A 19,783-nucleotide genomic window follows, 5' to 3' on the forward strand; every position below is an offset into this window, starting at 1 on the left:
TAGCCAGCAAACCCTTGCCGATCAGCCCGCATATCGGTCATTTTTCGGGCTTTCGCCGCGCCAACGCCTGCTGCAGTGCATCCAGCGTTACATCCGAATGGCGCTCGGCCTCGTGCAATTCCTGCTCCCAGGCGGCCTTGCATGGTGCCAGGTCGGCATGGTCGCGAGCCTGCAGCAGCCATTGCAGGCGATCATGCCAGTCACCCAGGTCGCCCTGAGCCTGCTTCAACAAGCGCCGCAACTGTTTGCCCGCATGGTCGAGCTGCGGATAAGCCTCATCGCCATAACGCGCTCGCTTGATCAACAAACGCAGGCGGTGGCGGTCGTGGGCCGGGTCCTGCAGTGCTTTGTGCAACTTGCGCCACTGTTTGACCAGGCGTTTGTCGATACGCTTTTCCAGCCCCTTGACCAGCCCTTCGCGGCCGGCTGCCCGCAGGAACAGCGGAAACGCGTCGACAATCGCCAGCACCCGGGTCAGCTGCGGGCTGGCGGCAACACTGGCGAAGGTCCTGTCACGCCCTTCCAGACGCCGCTGCCCGGCCTCGGCAAAACCACGCCCGATCAGTTCGGCCGCCAGCACCTCACGGTCACGTAACGGCGTGGTGAGGGTACCCAACGACCTGGCGGCGTCCTCCAGCTGCTCCACCCCCGGTAACCCACGCAGTGGCCGCAGCAGGCTGCGCAGGCGCCGCAGGGTGGTGCGCAGGTCATGCAAGGCCTCGCTGTCCGTATCGGCAGCCAGGCGCTCGCGACAGGCCAGCAGGCGCACGTGCAAGGCCACTATCTGGGCAACCACATGATCGAGCATGGCAGACATTGAAAGACGCTCCTTGGTCAGCGCCCGGCGCGAGACTCACGAATGTAGAAACGGGCCTTTTCGGCTTTTCTGGTACAACTTTCATAACCTTCGAACTGCTGCTGGGTCTTGGCCCCGGTCAGCAGCGACAAGGCCTTGGAGTAGCTCACGGCACCGGCAAAGCCTTCGGCCTTGGCCAGGTCCAGCTCCTTCCAGGCGGCATCCAGTTGGGTCGCGCAACTCTCGCGGTAGGCCGTCTTGCCCGCGCAGCCAGCGAGGGCCAAGGCAATCAGTGGAAGGCAGATCCAGGCTTTCATTAGTAATACCTCAATGGAAAAAAACATTGGCTGTTCGACGCCCTGGCAGCTGAAAAGTGCCCTGCCCAGCCGGCTTGGCCCAGCCAGTTTTATTACAGTAGCTCAGCGCGATGCACATTGAAGCACAGGTGGCGATGGGTGCATTGTAGGACCATGGTTGCACTGGCCGGGGAATGTTCATGAGCAAACGCGTGGCACTGGTACTGGGATCGGGTGGAGCCCGGGGGTATGCACACATCGGAGTGATCGAGGAGATCGAGCGCCGCGGCTACGACATTGCCTGCATCGCCGGCTGCTCCATGGGCGCGGTGATCGGCGGCATCTATGCCGCCGGCAAGCTGGAAGAGTACCGCAACTGGATCGAGAGCCTCGACTACCTGGATGTGTTGCGCCTGGTCGATGTCAGTTTTCGTCTCGGCGCAATTCGCGGCGACAAGGTGTTCGGGCAAATCCGCAAGATCGTCGGCGAGATCAACATCGAGCAATTGCGCATCCCCTACACAGCGGTTGCAGCCGACCTCACCAACCAACAGGAGATCTGGTTCCAGGAGGGCTGCCTGCACCAGGCCATGCGTGCCTCGGCAGCCATCCCGAGCCTGTTCACCCCGGTGATGCAAGGCAACCGCATGCTGGTCGACGGCGGCATCCTCAACCCGCTACCGATCGTGCCGGTGGTGTCCAGCCACTGCGACCTGATCATCGCGGTCAATCTCAACGCCACCAACCAGAAGCAGTACCAGTTACCGGTGATCGAGCGCCCGGCGGCGTTCAAGATGCGTTTCGATGCACTGCTCAGCTCGCTGGGCTCGCGCTTGCCGTTCCGGCGCAAGCCGGCGGAGGAGCTGATCCGCATCGAGCAGGAAATCGTCGCAGAAGGGCTGGCGCCGCCGAGCCCGTGGCTGGCCGATGCCGCCGACCCGGAGGGCCAGCAACCGGCGGCGGCGCCGGAGCGCGAGGGCGCGCCGAAGTCGGCGACCGGCTCGTTCATCATCGACAACGTGGGGCCCGCTTCACTGCTGGACCTGATCAACCAGAGCTTCGAGGTCATGCAGACCTCGTTGGCGCAATACAAGATTGCCGGCTATCCACCGGATGTGCTGATCAACGTGCCCAAACGGGTGTGCCGGTTTTTCGAGTTCTACAAGGCGCCGGAGCTGATTGCCCTGGGGCGGGAGATTGCGCGGGATACGCTGGATAGCTATGAAGGGGTGAAGCGCTAGGCCTTGTGCTGCTTGTGCTGGCCTCTTCGCGGGTAAACCCGCTCCCACAGGTTCACCACAGTACATGAAACCTGTGTTGAACCTGTGGGAGCGGGTTTACCCGGAAGAGGCCGGCACAGACAACAGAAACGAAACAGGCCGCACTGGGCGGCCTGTTCGTTCATGCTTCCATCACCTTAGTAACGGGTGATGTCCGCCTTGGCTTCCAGCTGCTTGCGGTACGCCGCGAAGTCCTGCTGGCCAGCACGCGACGCGAGGTAGCGGCGAATTTGCTGCTTCTCTTCGTCGGTGGCAGCAGCGCCTTCGTTGACACCTTTGAGCTGCAGTACCACCAGGCTACCGTCACGCAGCACGACGCTGCCATAAACCGGCTTGTCCTTGGCTTGCGGCTTGCCCAGGCGGAACAGCGCCTGCAGCTCGGCCGGGTCGATACCGTCCTCGCCGCGGGTAACTGCTTCATAGGCCTTCCAGCCCTGCCCTTCGTGCACACTGCCCGCTGCGATGGAACCGTCACGCAGGCCGGCAATCAGCTTGTCCGCCTTGGCCTTGAGCTCGGCTGTCGCCTTTTCCTTGGCCAGGTGCTCGCTGATGTTCCTGGCCACGGCTTCCAGCGGCAGCTGCTCAGGCTTGCGGTGCTCCTTGACGCGCAGCACCACGGTGGTTTCCGGGTCGAGCTCGATGGCGGTGCTGTTGGCACCCTCCTCCAGCACTTCTTCGGAGAATGCGGCCTGCACAACCGAACGGTTGGCAGTGATGCCTTCACCACCCTCGCGGCCGAAGGCTGCGGAGGTTTGCACCTTCAGGTTCAGGTCCTGGGCCGGCTGGGCCAGGTCGGAAGCCTCGTAGGCGGCATCCTGCAGCTGCTTGCTGGCATCTACGTAACGCTGCTCGACCAGCGGGATCTTCAAGTCACGGGTCAGCTTGTCCTTCAGGCTGGCGAAGCTCGGCACTTCCGGCGCCTGCACGCCCAGCAGCTTGATCAGGTGGTAGCCGAACTCGGTGCGCACTGGCGCCGAGACCTGGCCATCCTGCAACTTGTACAGCGCATCCTCGAACGCCGGGTCGTAAACGCCTGGGCCAGCGAAGCCAAGGTCACCGCCGCTATTGGCCGAACCCGGGTCCTGGGAGAACTCCTTGGCCAGCGCGGCAAAGTCTTCACCCTTGGCCAGACGCTGTTCGATCTCTTCGGCGCGGGCCTTGGCCAGGGCGTCGGTGACCTTGTCGTTTACCTCGATGAGAATGTGCGCGGCATGGCGCTGCTCGGCGAGGTTGGCGATTTCCTTCTCGTACTGGGCCTTGAGCTCTTCGTCGGTTACCTTGACCTGATCGAAGAACGCCGCCTTCTTCAGTTCGATGTAGTCGATCACTACCTGGTCTGGCGACATGAACTCCTTGGCGTGCTTGTCGTAATGCGCCTTGACCTCTTCATCGCTGACCTTGACCGCGGCCGGGTCGGCCTTGAAGGTCAGTGAAGCGAAGTCGCGGGTCTGCTTCTCGAGGCGAGCAAAGGCATCGACCTGCTGGTCGGTGACGAAGCTGCTGCCGGCCAGGCCGGTGCGCAGCTGGCCGATGAGCATTTCTTCGGCGAGCATGTCGCGGAACTGCATGCGGCCATAGCCCATCTGGCGAATGACCTGGTCGAAACGGTCCGCACTGAACTTGCCGTCCACCTGGAACTCCGGCGTCTGCAGGATCACCTGATCCAGCGCGGCCTCGGAGAAGGCGAACTTGGCATCTTCGGCACCCTGCAGCAGCAGCTTGCGGCTGATCAGGCCCTTCAGTGCCTCTTCGCGCAGCAATTTGTCATCCAGCAGCGCCGGGTCGAAATCCTTGCCCAACTGTTGCATCAGCTGACGGCGCTGCATGTCGGCCGCCTGGCTCAGCTCGTTCTGGCTGATGGTCTGGCCGTTCACCTTGGCGGCGTCCTGGCTATGGGTGGCGGCCTGGAAAATGGCTTCGAAGCCGGTCAACGCCATCAACACGACGATAAGGCCGATGATGGTCTTGGCAATCCAACCTTGTGAATTGTCCCTGATATTTTGCAGCATGCGTCCCCCAGAAACGGCTGTACCACTGCGTCGACAACCGCGGAGCGTGGGTAGAAACCTGATAAAAGAAAGGCGCATCCGAGGATGCGCCTTTGCTTAGCAAACGTGTCAGGCGGGAACGTTTGCGCCCCGCCGTCACCGTACTCGGACCTGGCCAGGGCCGGGTCCGGCTGAAAGACGACTTAGTTGACGGCGTCTTTCAGGCCTTTGCCGGCCTTGAAACCTGGAACCTTGGCGGCTTCGATCTTGATCGCCTTGCCGGTTTGCGGGTTGCGGCCGGTGCGCTCTGCGCGCTCCTTGACCGAGAAGGTACCGAAGCCAACCAGTACCACATCGTCACCTTGCTTCAGGGCGCCGGTGACGGATTCGATGACTGCGTCCAGCGCACGGCCGGCTACAGCTTTCGGGATGTCAGCAGATGCGGCGATAGCGTCAATCAGTTCCGACTTGTTCACTCTAAGTCCCCTTATTCTCTATTGAGTTTGTTTCTAAGTATGTAATGAAAAGCTTATGAAACGTGCGCTGGGTGGCCTGATGACAATAGCGTGCCGCTTTATAGCAAGGCCCCGAAAAAACTGTCAAGGAAAGCCCCCCAGCAAAAAACTACTAGTGCGTGCTGATTCTTTCCTTAGCATCGCCGTCGCGCTTTTCATCTTTCGCGACAATCTCCGGAGCCACATCTGGCAAGGGCTCCGGGGCGTATTGCAGCGCAATTTGCAGGACTTCGTCAATCCATTTGACCGGTTTGATCTGCAGATCCTGTTTGATATTTTCCGGAATCTCCTTCAGATCGCGAACATTCTCCTCGGGAATGATCACCGTCTTGATCCCGCCACGGTGTGCCGCCAGCAGTTTTTCCTTCAACCCGCCAATGGCCAGCACCTGGCCACGCAGGGTGATTTCGCCGGTCATGGCCACGTCGGCACGTACCGGAATCTGCGTCAGCGCCGACACCAGCGCGGTGCACATGCCGATACCGGCACTTGGGCCGTCCTTCGGCGTGGCGCCTTCAGGCATGTGGATATGCACGTCATGCTTCTCGTGGAAGTCGGCGGCGATACCCAGGCTGCGGGCACGGCTGCGCACCACGGTCTGCGCGGCGGTGATCGACTCGACCATGACGTCGCCCAGCGAACCGGTCTTGATCAGCTGGCCCTTGCCGGGGATGACCACGGCTTCGATGGTCAGCAGTTCGCCGCCCACCTGGGTCCAGGCCAGGCCGGTAACCTGGCCGATCTGGTCCTGCTGCTCGGCCAGGCCGTAGCGGAACTTGCGCACGCCCAGCAGGTGTTCCAGCTGCTCGCTGGCCACCTTGACCTTGACCTGCTTCTGCCCGGTATGTTCCTTGACCACCTTGCGGCAGACCTTGGCAATTTGCCGCTCCAGGCCACGCACACCGGCTTCGCGGGTGTAGTAGCGGATGATGTCGCGGATCGCCGAAACGTCGACCTCCAGCTCTTCCTTCTTCAGGCCGTTGGCCTTGACCTGCTTGGGCACCAGGTACTTGACGGCGATGTTGATCTTCTCGTCTTCGGTGTAACCCGGCAGGCGGATGACTTCCATCCGGTCGAGCAATGCCGGCGGGATGTTCATCGAGTTCGAGGTGCACAGGAACATCACGTCCGAGAGGTCGTAGTCGACCTCCAGGTAGTGGTCGTTGAAGTTGTGGTTCTGCTCCGGGTCGAGCACTTCGAGCAGTGCCGAGGCCGGGTCGCCACGCATGTCGCTGCCCATCTTGTCGATTTCGTCCAGCAGGAACAGCGGGTTGCGCACCCCTACCTTGGTCATCTTCTGGATCAGGCGGCCAGGCATGGAACCGATGTAGGTACGGCGGTGGCCACGGATCTCGGCCTCGTCACGCACACCACCCAGGGCCATGCGCACGAACTTGCGGTTGGTGGCAGCGGCGATCGACTCGGCCAGCGAGGTCTTGCCGACGCCAGGCGGGCCGACCAGGCACAGTACCGGGCCGCGGATCTTCTTGACGCGCTTTTGCACGGCAAGGTATTCGAGGATGCGTTCCTTGACCTCTTCCAGGCCATAGTGGTCGGCATCGAGGATTTCCTCGGCCTTGGCCAGGTCCAGGCGCACCTTGCTCTGGGCCTTCCACGGCACCTGCACCAGCCAGTCAAGGTAGGAGCGCACCACAGTGGCCTCGGCCGACATCGGCGACATCTGCTTGAGCTTGTTCAGCTCGGCCTGGGCCTTGGCCAGTGCGTCCTTGGGCAAGCCAGCAGCTTCGATGCGCTTTTTCAGCTCTTCGACTTCGTTGTGGCCTTCGTCGCCGTCACCGAGTTCTTTCTGAATGGCCTTCATCTGCTCATTCAGGTAGTACTCGCGCTGACTGCGCTCCATCTGCTTCTTGACCCGACCGCGGATACGCTTTTCGACCTGCAGCAGGTCGATTTCGGCATCCAGCAGCGCCAATACGTGCTCGACACGGGTCGGCAGGTCGACGATTTCGAGGATTTCCTGCTTCTGCTCGATTTTCAGCGCCATGTGCGCGGCCATGGTGTCGACCAGGCGCCCCGGCTCTTCGATGCTGTTCAGCGACGACAGCACTTCGGCAGGGACTTTCTTGCCCAGCTGCACGTACTGCTCGAACTGCGACAGCAGCGTGCGCACGAACACTTCCGACTCGCGCTCGGCGGCGTCGACTTCATCGATCAGCGAAACTTCGGCACGGATGTGCCCTTCCACTTCGCTGAAACGCTCCACGGCGCCGCGCTGCTCGCCCTCGACCAGCACCTTGACGGTACCATCGGGCAGTTTCAGCAATTGCAATACGGTGGCAACGGTACCGACGCGGTACAGGGCGTCTTCGCCCGGGTCATCGTCGGCCGGGTTTTTCTGGGCCAGCAGGAGAATCTGCTTTTCGCCCGTCATCGCCGCCTCGAGGGCTTCGATGGACTTTTCGCGCCCCACGAACAGCGGGATGACCATGTGCGGGTAAACAACGACATCGCGCAATGGCAAAAGAGGCAAGTCGAGGGTGGTCTTCATGATTTCGCCTCTACAGCGGCCTTATGGCCGGAAACCGGTGGAAATGATGCTTGGACCTAATGTGGGGGCACGCTTGGGAAATTACAAGCGCTAGCGCAGGAAAAGCAGAAAGGGGCCCGTAGGCCCCTTCTTGCTTGCAACCGTCAACCGGCCATTGCCTGGATCAGGCGTCCGGCGCGGCCTTGGCTTGCGGCTCGCTGTTCTCGTAGATCATCAGCGGCTGCGAGGTGCCATCGATGACGCTCTCGTCGATCACCACCTTGCTGACATCCTTCTTCGAAGGAATCTCGTACATGGTGTCGAGCAGCACGCCCTCGAGGATCGAACGCAGGCCACGGGCGCCGGTCTTGCGCTCCAGGGCTTTGCGTGCCACGGCCTTGAGCGCATCGCTGCGGAACTCGAGGTCGACGCTTTCCATCTCGAACAGCTTGGCATACTGCTTGGTCAGGGCGTTCTTCGGCTCGGTGAGGATCTGCATCAGCGCAGCCTCGTCCAGCTCGTCGAGAGTTGCCAGTACCGGCAGGCGACCGACGAATTCCGGGATCAGGCCAAACTTGACCAGATCGTCCGGCTCGACCTCACGCAGGGACTCGCCAACCTTCTTGCCCTCTTCCTTGCTGCGTACTTCGGCGCCAAAACCGATGCCACCCTTGGTGGAGCGGTTCTGGATGACCTTTTCCAGGCCCGAGAAGGCGCCACCGCAGATGAACAGGATGTTGCGGGTATCGACCTGCAGGAATTCCTGTTGCGGGTGCTTGCGGCCGCCCTGCGGCGGAACCGAAGCCACGGTGCCTTCGATCAGCTTCAGCAGAGCCTGCTGCACGCCCTCGCCCGAGACGTCACGGGTGATGGACGGGTTGTCCGACTTGCGCGAGATCTTGTCGATCTCGTCGATGTAGACGATGCCCATCTGGGCCTTTTCCACATCGTAGTCGCACTTCTGCAACAGCTTCTGGATGATGTTCTCGACGTCCTCACCCACGTAACCGGCTTCGGTCAGGGTGGTGGCGTCAGCAATGGTGAACGGTACGTTCAACAGGCGTGCAAGGGTTTCGGCGAGCAGGGTCTTGCCCGAGCCGGTCGGCCCGATGAGCAGGATGTTGCTCTTGCCGAGTTCGACTTCATCACCCTTCTTGTCACGCTGGTTCAGGCGCTTGTAGTGGTTGTACACCGCTACGGCAAGCACCTTCTTCGCGCGTTCCTGGCCAATGACGTACTGGTCCAGGATACCGCTGATTTCTTTCGGCGAAGGCAATTTGTGCGCGCTGCTCTCGGCCTGGGCTTCCTGCACCTCCTCACGGATGATGTCGTTGCACAGGTCGACGCACTCGTCGCAGATAAATACCGAGGGCCCGGCAATCAGTTTGCGCACTTCGTGCTGGCTTTTGCCGCAGAAGGAGCAATAAAGCAATTTGCCGCTGTCCTCGCCGTTACGGGTGTCAGTCATTCGATCGATCCAATCCGGTAGGCTTGCAACACAAGATGAAGGCAATTGCGGGCTTTTTCAAGTCCGCAGGTAGGCGCTTTCCGCGCCCACCTGCTCTGGCACCCCGGTTCAGGAGGCCAGTTGCCGCTTGTCGTAGACCGAGTCGATCAGGCCGTACTCGGCCGCGCGCGAGGCGCTCATGAAGTTGTCACGTTCGGTGTCGCGCTTGATGGTCTCGAGATCCTGGCCGGTGTGGTAAGCCAGCAGCTCGTTCAGGCGGGCCTTGATATTGAGGATTTCCTGGGCGTGGATCTCGATATCGGTGGCCTGACCCTGGAAACCGCCCAGCGGCTGGTGGATCATCACGCGCGAGTTCGGCAGGCAGTGACGCTTGCCCTTGGCACCTGCAGCCAGCAGGAAGGCGCCCATGCTGCAGGCCTGGCCGATGCAGATGGTCGAGACGTCCGGCTTGATGAACTGCATGGTGTCGTAGATCGACATGCCGGCGGTGACGGAACCGCCCGGCGAGTTGATGTACAGATGGATATCCTTGTCCGGGTTTTCCGCTTCAAGGAACAGCAGTTGCGCGACGACGAGGTTGGCCATGTAGTCCTCTACCGGGCCAACCAGGAAGATCACACGCTCCTTCAACAGGCGCGAGTAGATGTCGTAAGCGCGTTCGCCACGGGCGGACTGCTCGATAACCATCGGGACCAGGCCGCCTGCGGCCTGGATGTCAGAGCTCTGCTGAATATAAGAATTGCGGGACATGTCCTGCGCTCACTCCCAAATAGTCATGGCTTGAATACGCACAAGCCAGCTCGAAGGCTGGCTTGTGGGGGTTTCCTACGAGAGAAGCCCGTTACTCAGCGGCGGCTGGAGCCTGTGCTGGTTTAACGGCATCTTCGTACGAGACCGACTTGTCGGTCACAGTCGCTTTCTGCAGAACAGTATCTACAACTTGTTCTTCCAGCACAACCGAACGGACTTCGTTCAGTTGCTGGTCGTTCTTGTAGTACCAGGCGATGACCTGCTCAGGCTCCTGGTAAGCCGAAGCCATTTCTTCGATCATTTCGCGAACCTTGCCTTCGTCCGGCTTCAGTTCGAACTGTTTGACCACTTCGGCCACGATCAGGCCCAGGACCACACGGCGCTTGGCTTGCTCTTCGAACAGCTCGGCTGGCAGTTGCTCTGGCTTGATGTTGCCACCGAACTGCTGAACAGCCTGCACGCGCAGACGGTTGACTTCGTTTTCCAGCAGGGCTTTCGGCACTTCGATCGGGTTGGCTGCCAGCAGACCATCCATTACCTGGTTCTTCACCTTGGCCTTGATGGCCTGGCGCAGTTCACGCTCCATGTTCTTGCGAACTTCGGTGCGGAAGCCTTCCAGAGTGGTTTCCTTGATGCCGAACTGGGCGAAGAATTCTTCGTTCAGCTCTGGCAGCACAGGGGCGGCAACGCTGTTGACGGTGATGGTGAACTCGGCGGCTTTGCCAGCCAGGTCCAGGTTCTGGTAGTCCTCAGGGAAGGTCACGTTGACAACGCGCTCTTCACCAGCCTTGGCGCCAACCAGGCCGTCTTCGAAGCCTGGGATCATGCGGCCGGAGCCCAGCACCAGCTGAGTGCCCTTGGCCGAACCACCGGCGAACACTTCACCGTCGACCTTGCCGACGAAGTCGATGTTGACCTGGTCGTCGTTCTGCGCGGCGCGCTCGACGGCCTCGAAGCGGGTGTTCTGCTTGCGCAGCACTTCCAGCATGTTGTCCAGGTCGGCGTCAGCCACTTCGGCGCTCAGGCGCTCGACGCTGATCGACTCGAGGCCGCCAACGGTGAACTCCGGGAACACTTCGAAGATGGCGACGAATTCCAGGTCCTTGCCCTTTTCGAAGGACTTCGGCTCTACCGCAGGGGCGCCAGCCGGGTTCAGCTTCTGCTCGACGATGGCTTCGTAGAAGGAAGCCTGGACCAGGTCACCGAAAGCCTCTTGACGGGCATCGGCTTCGAAACGCTGACGGATCACGCTCATCGGCACTTTGCCTGGGCGGAAGCCGGCAACCTTGGCGCGCTTGGCAGTCTGCTGCAGACGCTTGTTGACTTCGTTCTCGACGCGCTCGGCCGGAACGGCGATGGTCATGCGGCGCTCGAGAGCGGAAGTGTTTTCAACAGAAACTTGCATGGATATTCCTCGTTGCACAGACGTTAGCCGGCGTTTGCCCGACTCCAGAATCAAGGGCAAGCATTCTAGTGAGTCGCGCAGCAGAAGTCACCCCACTCGGGACGACGGGAAACCACGCCGGTCGATTAACTTTCAAGGCCCGCATGACATAGCACCGAGCCTGCTTCAATGGGGGCCGCACGACGCCCGGGGCGACCTGCAGCCGAAATACCTTGTCAAACAACTGCCACGAACGAATTCGCTTCCTTTAGTCAGGATCGATTTCGTTGAACTGGCAGTACTCCTCCCACTCCATCCCCAGCGCCTCGGCTACCTCGCGGTGCGTCTCCAGGCGCATGGCCTGCAGTTGCTCGGGGGTTTCGGCGATCAGTTGCAGGGCCAACTCCCAAGGCTGGATACCCTGCTCCTCGGCCGCATCCTCGAACGCCCACTCGATCTGCTGGGCCTGCTCGCGCGCATCCAGGTCGCGGATCTCCTCGAGCAACTGCGGATTGGCCTCGGCAAAGCGCTGTAGCGCCAGGGCCTGACGGGCTTCTTTTGCGATCATCGGGTTGTTCCTCTGCCGGCCAGCTGGGCCGGTGTTTCAACCGGCTGAAATCTAACAGCTTTTATTGGGGTGCCACCAGAGGATTGCAAGGGGGAATTGCGTCGCGGACGCTAAGTTCCTGGCGTGGGCCTTGTGGCGCCTTGGAGATCGAGCGCCGCCCGCGCGGCGCTTCGCGGGTATTCGCCTTGACACTTTCTGCGCCTGTGAGGTCGAGCGCCGCCCGCGCGGCGCTTCGCGGGACAAGCCCGCTCCCACATTTGTTGCAACGTGGCCATGCCTGTGGGAGAGGCGTTGCCAGTCTTGGTGCAAGGCTTGAGACCAGTGAGGCGGCAGCAGCGCCAACCCAGAAATACAGCCATCCCACCAAGGCTGACAACCATGGCCTGACAAGTTCGGCACGTTGCAACAAATGTGGGAGCGGGCTTGCCCCGCGAAGCGCCGCGCGGGCGGCGCTCGATCCCACAGGCGCCAGAACACCCAAGACATGCACACCGCAGCCACACAAGCCCAAAACAAAAAGGCGCCCGATCTCACGACCAAGGCGCCTTTCAAAATATGGGGTGGACGATGGGAATCGAACCCACGACAACTGGAATCACAATCCAGCGCTCTACCAACTGAGCTACGCCCACCATATTGCGGTCTTGCGATACAGCTTTTACAGAAGCATGGTGCGGACGAAGAGACTCGAACTCTTACAGCTTGCGCCGCTGGAACCTAAATCCAGTGTGTCTACCAATTTCACCACGTCCGCGTAACGCTTAAAACAAAGGCGCCAGATGCTATCGAGGCGCCTTTGAAGAATATGGGGTGGACGATGGGAATCGAACCCACGACAACTGGAATCACAATCCAGCGCTCTACCAACTGAGCTACGCCCACCATATTGCATTACAACTACCTGCTTGCCAAAGCTGCCTAATGGCGCACCCGGCAGGACTCGAACCTGCGACCATCCGCTTAGAAGGCGGATGCTCTATCCAGCTGAGCTACGGGCGCTTAAGCTTGAAGCCTAACCGAACGAGACCTTAACAGGTAACTGTTAAACCACTCATTCTGCCCGACTTAGCCAACCAGTGCTAGGCTGTGCCCGACAAGTGCGGCGAATCTTATAGGCGAGCCTGAAAGTCGTCAACACCTTTCTCAAAAAAATTTAAATTATTTAAGGGCTTAGGGGATTTGCCCGACCACCCGCCTTTGCCCTTGGCCCGTGTCGTGCGAGAATACGCCCTCTTTAATTGTTTCCTTCTCGATGGTTAATCACGCGTCTATGACTGCACACCTAATCGATGGCAAGGCGATCGCCGCCAGCCTGCGCCAGCAGATCGCTCAACGTGTCGTGGAGCGTCGCCAGCAAGGCCTGCGTACGCCGGGCCTGGCGGTGATCCTGGTCGGCACCGACCCCGCCTCCCAAGTCTATGTCTCGCACAAGCGCAAGGACTGCGAAGAGGTCGGCTTCATTTCGCAGGCGTTCGACCTGCCCAGCGAAACCACGCAGCAGGCCCTGACCGAGCTGATCGACCGCCTCAATGACGATCCGGCCGTCGACGGTATCCTGCTGCAACTGCCGCTGCCGGCGCACCTGGACGCCTCGCTGCTGCTCGAGCGCATCCGCCCGGACAAGGACGTGGACGGCTTCCACCCATACAACATCGGCCGCCTGGCCCAGCGTATCCCGCTGCTGCGCCCGTGCACGCCGAAGGGCATCATGACCCTGCTGGAAAGCACAGGCCAGGACCTGTACGGCATGAACGCGGTCATCGTCGGCGCCTCCAACATCGTTGGCCGCCCGATGGCCATGGAGCTGCTGCTGGCCGGCTGCACCGTGACCGTCTGCCACCGCTTCACCAAGGACCTCGCCGGCCATGTCGGCCGCGCCGACCTGGTGGTAGTGGCCGCAGGCAAGCCAGGCCTGGTCAAGGGTGAGTGGATCAAGGAAGGTGCCATCGTCATTGACGTGGGCATCAACCGCCAGGAAGACGGCAAGCTTGTCGGCGACGTGGTCTACGAGACTGCCCTGCCGCGTGCAGGCTGGATCACGCCGGTGCCGGGCGGCGTCGGGCCGATGACCCGGGCGTGCCTGCTGGAAAACACGCTGTATGCGGCGGAAGAGCTGCACAAGTAATACCGCGTGACATGAAAACGGCACCTCTGGCAGGTGCCGTTTTTTTGCCTGTGATTTATTTATTGGCTTTGCCGGCCTCTTCGCGGGTGAACCCGCTCCCACAGGATGCGCGCCGCCCCAGAAGATGGCGATCTCTCTGTGGGAGCGGGTTTACCCGCGAAGAAGCCGGCGAAGGTCTCAGCCGATCACTTCCTGGCCGCTTCCCACGACTTCAGCAGCTCGCTGTAGCTGACCGTCTCGCCCTTGGGCTTTTCGTTGGCCAGTTTCGGCTTCGGCGCACCGGGCTGGTCGAACCAGTACTGGGCATCCTTCTCCGGGTTCAGCTTCGGTGCACAGGTCGCCTGGGCGTTGGAGCGCTGCAAGCGTTCCATCATCCGGTCCTGGTCGCGGGCCAGGCCGTCCAGGGCTTCCTGCGGTGTCTTCTCGCCGCTGGCCACTTCGGCGATGTGGCTCCACCACAACTGCGCCAACCGCGGGTAGTCCGGCACGTTGGTACCGGTTGGCGTCCACTGTACCCGCGCCGGGCTGCGATAGAACTCCACCAGCCCGCCCAGCTTGGGCGCCAGCTCGGTCATGGCCTGGGAGTTGATGTCCGACTCACGAATTGGCGTGAGGCCGACGATGGTCTTTTTCAGCGACACGGTCTTGGAGGTGACGAACTGGGCGTACAGCCAGGCAGCCAGGCGTTGCTTCTCGGGGGTAGACTTGAAGAAGGTCCACGAACCGGTGTCCTGGTAGCCCAACTTCATCCCCTCCTCCCAGTACGGCCCCTTCGGCGAAGGCGCCATGCGCCACTTCGGCGTGCCATCGGCATTGACCACTGGCAAACCCGGCTTGGTCATGTCGGCGGTAAACGCGGTGTACCAGAAGATCTGCTGGGCGATGTTGCCCTGGGCCGGCACCGGGCCGGCTTCGGAGAAGGTCATGCCCTGGGCTTCCTTGGGCGCATAGGCTCGCATCCAGTCCACGTACTTCTGCGTGGCATACACGGCAGCCGGGCCGTTGGTGTCGCCGCCACGGGTCACGCTGGAGCCCACCGGGTGACAATCCTCCACGCGAATGCCCCATTCGTCCACAGGCAAGCCATTGGGCAAACCTTTGTCGCCGCCACCGGCCATGGAGAACCAGGCATCGGTGAAGCGCCAGCCCAGCGACGGGTCTTTCTTGCCGTAATCCATGTGGCCATAGACGCGTTTGCCGTCGATTTCCTTGACGTCTTCGGTAAAGAACTTGGCGATGTCCTCGTAGGCTGACCAGTTCACCGGCACACCCAGCTCGTAGCCGTACTTCTCCTTGAACCTGGCCTTCAGTTCAGGCCGCTCGAACCAGTCGGCGCGGAACCAGTACAGGTTGGCGAACTGCTGGTCGGGCAACTGGTAAACCTTGCCGTCCGGCGCGGTGGTGAAGGAAATGCCGATGAAGTCCTTCAGGTCCAGGGTCGGCGAGGTGTAGGCCTTGCCTTCGTTGGCCATCAGGTCGGTGATCGATTCCACCTTGCCGTAGCGAAAGTGCGTGCCGATCAGGTCGGAGTCGTTGACCCAGCCGTCGTAGATGTTCTTGTCCGACTGCATCTGTGTCTGCAGCTTTTCCACCACGTCGCCTTCCTGCAGCAGGTCGTGGGTCAGCTGGATACCGGTGATCTCGCTGAAGGCCTTGGCCAGCACCTTGGACTCGTATTCATGGGTGGTGATGGTTTCCGACACCACGTTGATCTTCATGCCACGGAACGGCTCGGCAGCCTTGATGAACCACTTCAACTCGGCCAGCTGCTGCTCAGGGGTGAGGGTCGAAGGCTTGAACTCACTGCCGAGCCACTTCTTTGCCGCGTCCTCGTACTGGTCGGCCCAGGCCGTGCCCTGCGCACTGGCCAGTACCAGCAACGCGGCCAGGGTCAAATGTCGCCTGTTGTACTTGTTGTCGAACATTGTGATCTCCCGTTTCAGTTATCCCACAGGGCCGCTCGCTCAGCCCCAGCGCAGCACCACCACCAGCCACGCCAGCGACAGCAGCGAGGCCACCCACAATGGCCACTCGCTGACGCCAACCACCAGCAAATGCAGGTAGGCGCTGGCCAGCAGGCCGATGAACAAGCGGTCGCCACGGCTGGTGACCAGCGGCAGGAAACCGCGTCGCTCCACGCAGGGGCGGCGCAGTTCGAGCAGGGTCATGCCCAGCAGCAGCACACCAATGGCGGCGAAGAACAGCGCCGTCGGCAAGGTCCAGGCCATCCACTCCATGCCTTGCCCTCCTCACACCCGGCCGAGGGCGAAGCCCTTGGCCACATGGTTGCGCACGAACCAGATCACCAGCATGCCCGGCAGGATGGTCAGTACCCCTGCCGCCGCCAGTACTCCCCAATCGATGCCCGAGGCCGACACGGTACGGGTCATCACCGCGGCGATCGGCTTGGCGTTCACCGAGGTCAGGGTGCGCGCCAGCAGCAGCTCGACCCAGGAGAACATGAAGCAGAAAAACGCCGTCACGCCGATGCCGGAGCCAATCAGCGGGACGAAGATCTTCACGAAGAAGCGCGGAAAGCTGTAGCCGTCGATGTAGGCCGTTTCGTCGATTTCCTTCGGCACACCAGACATGAACCCCTCGAGGATCCACACCGCCAGCGGCACGTTGAACAGGCAGTGCGCCAGGGCTACGGCGATATGGGTGTCGAACAGGCCGATCGACGAATACAGCTGGAAGAACGGCAGCAGGAACACCGCCGGTGGCGCCATGCGGTTGGTCAGCAACCAGAAGAACAGGTGCCGGTCACCGAGGAAGCGGTAACGCGAGAAGGCATATGCCGCTGGCAGCGCCACCAGCAGCGAAATCAGCGTGTTCAGGCACACGTAGTACAGCGAATTGATGTAGCCGCTGTACCAGCTGGCATCGGTGAAGATCACCCGGTAGTTGTCGAGGGTGAACGCCTGCGGCCACAGGGTCAGGCCACCGAGGATCTCGGTGTTGCTCTTGAACGACATGTTCAGCAGCCAGTAGATCGGCACCAGCAGGAAGAAGAAGTACAGCAGCAGGGCCAGCGATTTGCGCGTGCTCATGGCCTAGTCCTTGTCGGCATGGGTCATGGCTGTGTAGAACAGCCACGAAACCAGCAGGATGATCAGGAAGTACACCAGCGAGAATGCCGCCGCCGGGCCCAGGTCGAACTGCCCCACAGCCATGCGCGTGAGGGTCTGGCTGAGGAAGGTGGTGGCGTTGCCGGGCCCGCCACCGGTCAGCACGAAGGGCTCGGTGTAGATCATGAAGCTGTCCATGAAGCGCAGCATCACCGCGATCAGCAGCACGTTCTTCAGCTTGGGCAACTGGATATGACGGAACACCGCCCAGCCCGAGGCGCGGTCGATGCGCGCAGCCTGGTAGTACACGTCGGGGATGGCGCGCAGCCCCGAATAACAGAGCAACGCCACCAGCGATGTCCAGTGCCACACGTCCATCACCAGCACGGTCAGCCAAGCGTCGAACGGGTCGCCGGCGTAGTTGTAGCTGACCCCGAGCCTGGCCAGGGTGGCGCCGAGCAGGCCGATGTCGGCCCGGCCGAAAATCTGCCAGATGGTGCCGACCACGTTCCACGGGATCAGCAGCGGGATGGCCATGACGATCAGGCAAACCGAGGCCATGCGCCCCTTGGTCGGCATGGTCAGGGCAATGGCGATGCCCAGCGGGATCTCGATCAGCAGCACGCAGGCGGAATAGATGAACTGGCGCAGCAGCGCATCGTGCAGTGCCGGGTCGCGCAGCACCTGGCGGTACCAGTCGGCGCCGACGAAGTAGCGGTTGGTCTGGTCGAAGATATCCTGCACCGAGTAGTTGACCACCGTCATCATCGGCACCACCGCACTGAATGCCACCAGCAGGAACACCGGCAGCACCAGCCACCAGGCCTTGTTGTTCGGCACCTTGTTCATGGCCCGGCCTCCAGCAGCTCATCGTCCAGGTACAGCATCAGCCACTGCGCCGGCAGGCTGACCCAGGCCTGGGCCACCGGCAGCGGGCGGTCCTCGCCCAGGCGTGCCTTGAGTGCGACACCGCCCAGTTCGAGGGTGACGATGCGGTAGGTGCCCAGGTCCTCGACGTCCAGCACCCGGGCCGGGTAAGCGTCATCGAACGGGCTGTCCCACAGCTGCACGAATTCCGGGCGGATGCCTACCTGCAGGCGTCCACCGCCTGTGGCCGCCAGGCGCTCTCGCAGGTGCTCCCGCAGTTGCCCAGGCAGCACCAGGTGAATATCGCCGAACGCCACCCCGTCCGCTTCGGCGCGTACCTCGATCAGGTTCATCCCCGGGCTGCCGATGAAGTAACCGACGAAGGTATGCCGCGGTCGCTCGAACAGTTCGCGCGGGGTGCCGAACTGGACGATGCGCCCGCCGTGCATCACCGCAATCTTGTCGGCGAACGTCGAGGCCTCCAATTGGTCGTGGGTGACGTAGATCATGGTGATGTTGAACTGCTCGTGGATCTGCTTGAGCTTGCGCCGCAGCTTCCACTTCAGGTGCGGGTCGATCACCGTCAGCGGCTCGTCGAAGAGGATCGCCGAGACGTCATCGCGCACCAGGCCACGGCCCATGGAGACCTTCTGCTTTTCGTCGGCACTGAGGTTGCGTGCCTTCTTGCGCAGCACGGCCGACAGGTCGAGTACCTCGGCAATCTCCTCCACCCGGGCCTGCACCCGGGCTTCGTCCAGCCCCTGGTTGCGCAAGGGAAAGGCCAGGTTGTCGAACACCGTCATGGTGTCGTACACCACCGGAAACTGGAACACCTGGGCGATGTTGCGGGCCTGCGGTGACAACTGGTTGACCGGTTTGCCGTCGAACAGCACCTCGCCGTGGGATGGTGTCAGCAGCCCGGAGATGATGTTGAGCAAGGTCGACTTGCCGCAGCCGGACGGCCCGAGCAAGGCGTAGGCACCGCCCTGCTCCCACACATGCTCCAGCGCGTGCAGGGCATAGTCCGCCTCGCTGGCGGGCTGGCGGTTGTAGCTGTGCGCCAGTTGGCGCAGGCGGATCTCGGCCATCACCCTCTCCTTGCCTGGCGCAGCCCCGGGGCCTGCACCAGCGCCCCGGCACTGTCGAACACGAACAGCTTGTGGGTGGGGATGAACACGCGGATCGGCGTGTCCACCTGGTATTCGTGCACCCCTGGCAGGTGCAGGATCATGCGCCAGTGTTCGTTGCGCACATGCAGGAAGGTCTCTGAACCACTGATCTCGGCCAGTTCCACCAGCACCGCCAGCTCCAGGTCGTCGTCGTGGGCCGGCACCAGGCTGATGTGGCTGGGCCGCACGCCAAAGCGGTAGTCACCCTCGGCAAGCGGCTGCAAGTCGGCATTGCGGGCAAAGTGCACGGCCTGAGCCAGGCTCACGTCATTGCCGCTGATACGACCAGGCACCAGGTTGATCGGTGGCTCGGAAAACAGCTCGGCAGCCAGCACGCTGCATGGGCGCTGGTAGACCTCGGCAGTAGGCCCGCTCTGGACGATACGGCCCTCATGCACGAGGGTGGTGGTGCCGCCCAGAGCCAGCGCCTCGTTGGGCTCGGTGGTGGCATACACGGCAATGCAGTGGCGCGCCGCGAACAGCTCGCGCAGCTCCTGGCGCAGGCCCTCGCGCAGCTTGTAGTCGAGGTTGACCAGAGGCTCGTCGAACAGGATCAGCGAGGCATCCTTGACCAGCGCCCGGGCCATCGCCGTGCGTTGCTGCTGGCCACCGGACAGCTCCAGCGGCAGGCGCTGCAGGTAGTGTTCGATACGCAGCATTTCGGCAGTTTCCTGAACCCGCCGGCGAATCTGCGGCTCGGCCATGCGTGCCTGGCGCAGCGGTGACGCAATATTCTCGTACACGCTGAGAGTCGGGTAATTGATGAACTGCTGATACACCATCGACACATTGCGCTGGCGCACCGGCATGCCCGTCACATCCTGGCCATCCATCAGCACCCGCCCCCGGTCCGGGCGGTCGAGCCCGGCCATCAGGCGCATCAGGCTGGTCTTGCCGGCCAGGGTGCGACCCAGCAGCACGTTGAACGAGCCGGGTTCGAAACGCAGTGAGGCATCGACGATCCAGGCCTGGTTGTCGACGCTGCGGCTGACCTGTTCCAGCACCAGGGACATGGCGTGGC

General features: G+C 61.9%; 17 protein-coding genes and 4 tRNA genes. 2 read left to right on the forward strand and 19 right to left on the reverse strand.

The window, feature by feature from the left end; genetic code table 11:
* Window positions 1–37 precede the first annotated feature (37 nt).
* Window positions 38–817: a CHAD domain-containing protein gene (locus J5M58_RS06100; protein ID WP_112252313.1), complete on the reverse strand. Its 780-nt coding sequence runs from the start codon at window positions 815–817 to the stop codon at window positions 38–40.
* Window positions 818–834: 17 nt separating this feature from the next.
* The gene (locus tag J5M58_RS06105; protein ID WP_003259403.1) at window positions 835–1,113 is read right to left on the reverse strand and encodes a hypothetical protein; all 279 of its coding nucleotides are present in this window, start codon (window positions 1,111–1,113) and stop codon (window positions 835–837) included.
* A 179-nt stretch (window positions 1,114–1,292) separates the two neighbouring features.
* On the opposite strand from J5M58_RS06105, the gene J5M58_RS06110 reads away from it, so the two are divergent.
* On the forward strand, window positions 1,293–2,333 hold the full coding sequence (locus J5M58_RS06110; RefSeq protein ID WP_112252434.1) for a patatin-like phospholipase family protein: 1,041 nt from the start codon (window positions 1,293–1,295) through the stop codon (window positions 2,331–2,333).
* 176 nt (window positions 2,334–2,509) lie between these two features.
* Here J5M58_RS06110 and J5M58_RS06115 read toward each other — a convergent pair whose 3' ends face one another.
* The 11 genes from J5M58_RS06115 to J5M58_RS06165 all read right to left on the reverse strand — a co-directional run bounded on the left by J5M58_RS06115 (window position 2,510) and on the right by J5M58_RS06165 (window position 12,532).
* Window positions 2,510–4,381 (reverse strand): SurA N-terminal domain-containing protein, encoded by a 1,872-nt coding sequence (locus J5M58_RS06115; protein ID WP_207877546.1) that lies wholly within the window; start codon window positions 4,379–4,381, stop codon window positions 2,510–2,512.
* Window positions 4,382–4,563: 182 nt separating this feature from the next.
* On the reverse strand, window positions 4,564–4,836 hold the full coding sequence (gene hupB, locus J5M58_RS06120; protein ID WP_003250246.1) for a nucleoid-associated protein HU-beta: 273 nt from the start codon (window positions 4,834–4,836) through the stop codon (window positions 4,564–4,566).
* A 151-nt stretch (window positions 4,837–4,987) separates the two neighbouring features.
* Window positions 4,988–7,384, reverse strand: a complete 2,397-nt coding sequence (lon, locus tag J5M58_RS06125) for an endopeptidase La (protein ID WP_087501118.1) — start codon at window positions 7,382–7,384, stop codon at window positions 4,988–4,990.
* Window positions 7,385–7,547: 163 nt separating this feature from the next.
* Window positions 7,548–8,831 (reverse strand): ATP-dependent Clp protease ATP-binding subunit ClpX, encoded by a 1,284-nt coding sequence (gene clpX / locus J5M58_RS06130; RefSeq protein ID WP_025338419.1) that lies wholly within the window; start codon window positions 8,829–8,831, stop codon window positions 7,548–7,550.
* Window positions 8,832–8,939: 108 nt separating this feature from the next.
* Window positions 8,940–9,581, reverse strand: a complete 642-nt coding sequence (clpP, locus tag J5M58_RS06135) for an ATP-dependent Clp endopeptidase proteolytic subunit ClpP (protein WP_003259400.1) — start codon at window positions 9,579–9,581, stop codon at window positions 8,940–8,942.
* A gap of 91 nt (window positions 9,582–9,672) precedes the next feature.
* Window positions 9,673–10,986 carry a trigger factor gene (tig, locus tag J5M58_RS06140; protein ID WP_112252312.1) on the reverse strand — a complete coding sequence of 438 codons (1,314 nt, stop codon included), beginning with the start codon at window positions 10,984–10,986 and terminating at the stop codon, window positions 9,673–9,675.
* A gap of 247 nt (window positions 10,987–11,233) precedes the next feature.
* Window positions 11,234–11,533, reverse strand: coding sequence for a DUF6388 family protein (locus J5M58_RS06145; RefSeq protein ID WP_207877548.1), 300 nt, complete (start codon window positions 11,531–11,533; stop codon window positions 11,234–11,236).
* A gap of 556 nt (window positions 11,534–12,089) precedes the next feature.
* A tRNA-His gene (locus J5M58_RS06150) sits at window positions 12,090–12,165 on the reverse strand.
* A gap of 37 nt (window positions 12,166–12,202) precedes the next feature.
* Window positions 12,203–12,287, reverse strand: a tRNA-Leu gene (locus tag J5M58_RS06155).
* Window positions 12,288–12,339: 52 nt separating this feature from the next.
* Window positions 12,340–12,415: transfer RNA gene (locus tag J5M58_RS06160), tRNA-His, on the reverse strand.
* A gap of 40 nt (window positions 12,416–12,455) precedes the next feature.
* A tRNA-Arg gene (locus J5M58_RS06165) sits at window positions 12,456–12,532 on the reverse strand.
* A 271-nt stretch (window positions 12,533–12,803) separates the two neighbouring features.
* On the opposite strand from J5M58_RS06165, the gene folD reads away from it, so the two are divergent.
* Complete coding sequence (gene folD / locus J5M58_RS06170; RefSeq protein WP_013971879.1) at window positions 12,804–13,658, forward strand: bifunctional methylenetetrahydrofolate dehydrogenase/methenyltetrahydrofolate cyclohydrolase FolD; 855 nt, start codon at window positions 12,804–12,806, stop codon at window positions 13,656–13,658.
* Between the two features lie 185 nt (window positions 13,659–13,843).
* On the opposite strand, the gene J5M58_RS06175 is transcribed toward folD, so the two are convergent.
* From J5M58_RS06175 to J5M58_RS06200, 6 genes are read right to left on the reverse strand one after another with little or no spacing between them, the layout of a single operon-like run.
* Window positions 13,844–15,583, reverse strand: coding sequence for an ABC transporter substrate-binding protein (locus J5M58_RS06175; RefSeq protein WP_112252310.1), 1,740 nt, complete (start codon window positions 15,581–15,583; stop codon window positions 13,844–13,846).
* Window positions 15,584–15,622: 39 nt separating this feature from the next.
* On the reverse strand, window positions 15,623–15,895 hold the full coding sequence (locus tag J5M58_RS06180; protein WP_207877550.1) for a DUF2160 domain-containing protein: 273 nt from the start codon (window positions 15,893–15,895) through the stop codon (window positions 15,623–15,625).
* Window positions 15,896–15,907: 12 nt separating this feature from the next.
* Window positions 15,908–16,708: a carbohydrate ABC transporter permease gene (locus tag J5M58_RS06185; RefSeq protein ID WP_112252308.1), complete on the reverse strand. Its 801-nt coding sequence runs from the start codon at window positions 16,706–16,708 to the stop codon at window positions 15,908–15,910.
* Between the two features lie 3 nt (window positions 16,709–16,711).
* Complete coding sequence (locus J5M58_RS06190; protein WP_112252307.1) at window positions 16,712–17,575, reverse strand: carbohydrate ABC transporter permease; 864 nt, start codon at window positions 17,573–17,575, stop codon at window positions 16,712–16,714.
* Window positions 17,572–18,681 carry an ABC transporter ATP-binding protein gene (locus J5M58_RS06195; protein WP_112252306.1) on the reverse strand — a complete coding sequence of 370 codons (1,110 nt, stop codon included), beginning with the start codon at window positions 18,679–18,681 and terminating at the stop codon, window positions 17,572–17,574. Before J5M58_RS06195 ends, J5M58_RS06190 begins: the two co-directional genes overlap by 4 nt.
* Window positions 18,681–19,775 (reverse strand): ABC transporter ATP-binding protein, encoded by a 1,095-nt coding sequence (locus tag J5M58_RS06200; protein ID WP_207877552.1) that lies wholly within the window; start codon window positions 19,773–19,775, stop codon window positions 18,681–18,683. Before J5M58_RS06200 ends, J5M58_RS06195 begins: the two co-directional genes overlap by 1 nt.
* Between the last annotated feature and the right edge of the window lie 8 nt (window positions 19,776–19,783).

The organism is Pseudomonas sp. 32_A, assembly GCF_017490905.1.
Taxonomy (GTDB): domain Bacteria; phylum Pseudomonadota; class Gammaproteobacteria; order Pseudomonadales; family Pseudomonadaceae; genus Aquipseudomonas; species Aquipseudomonas inefficax.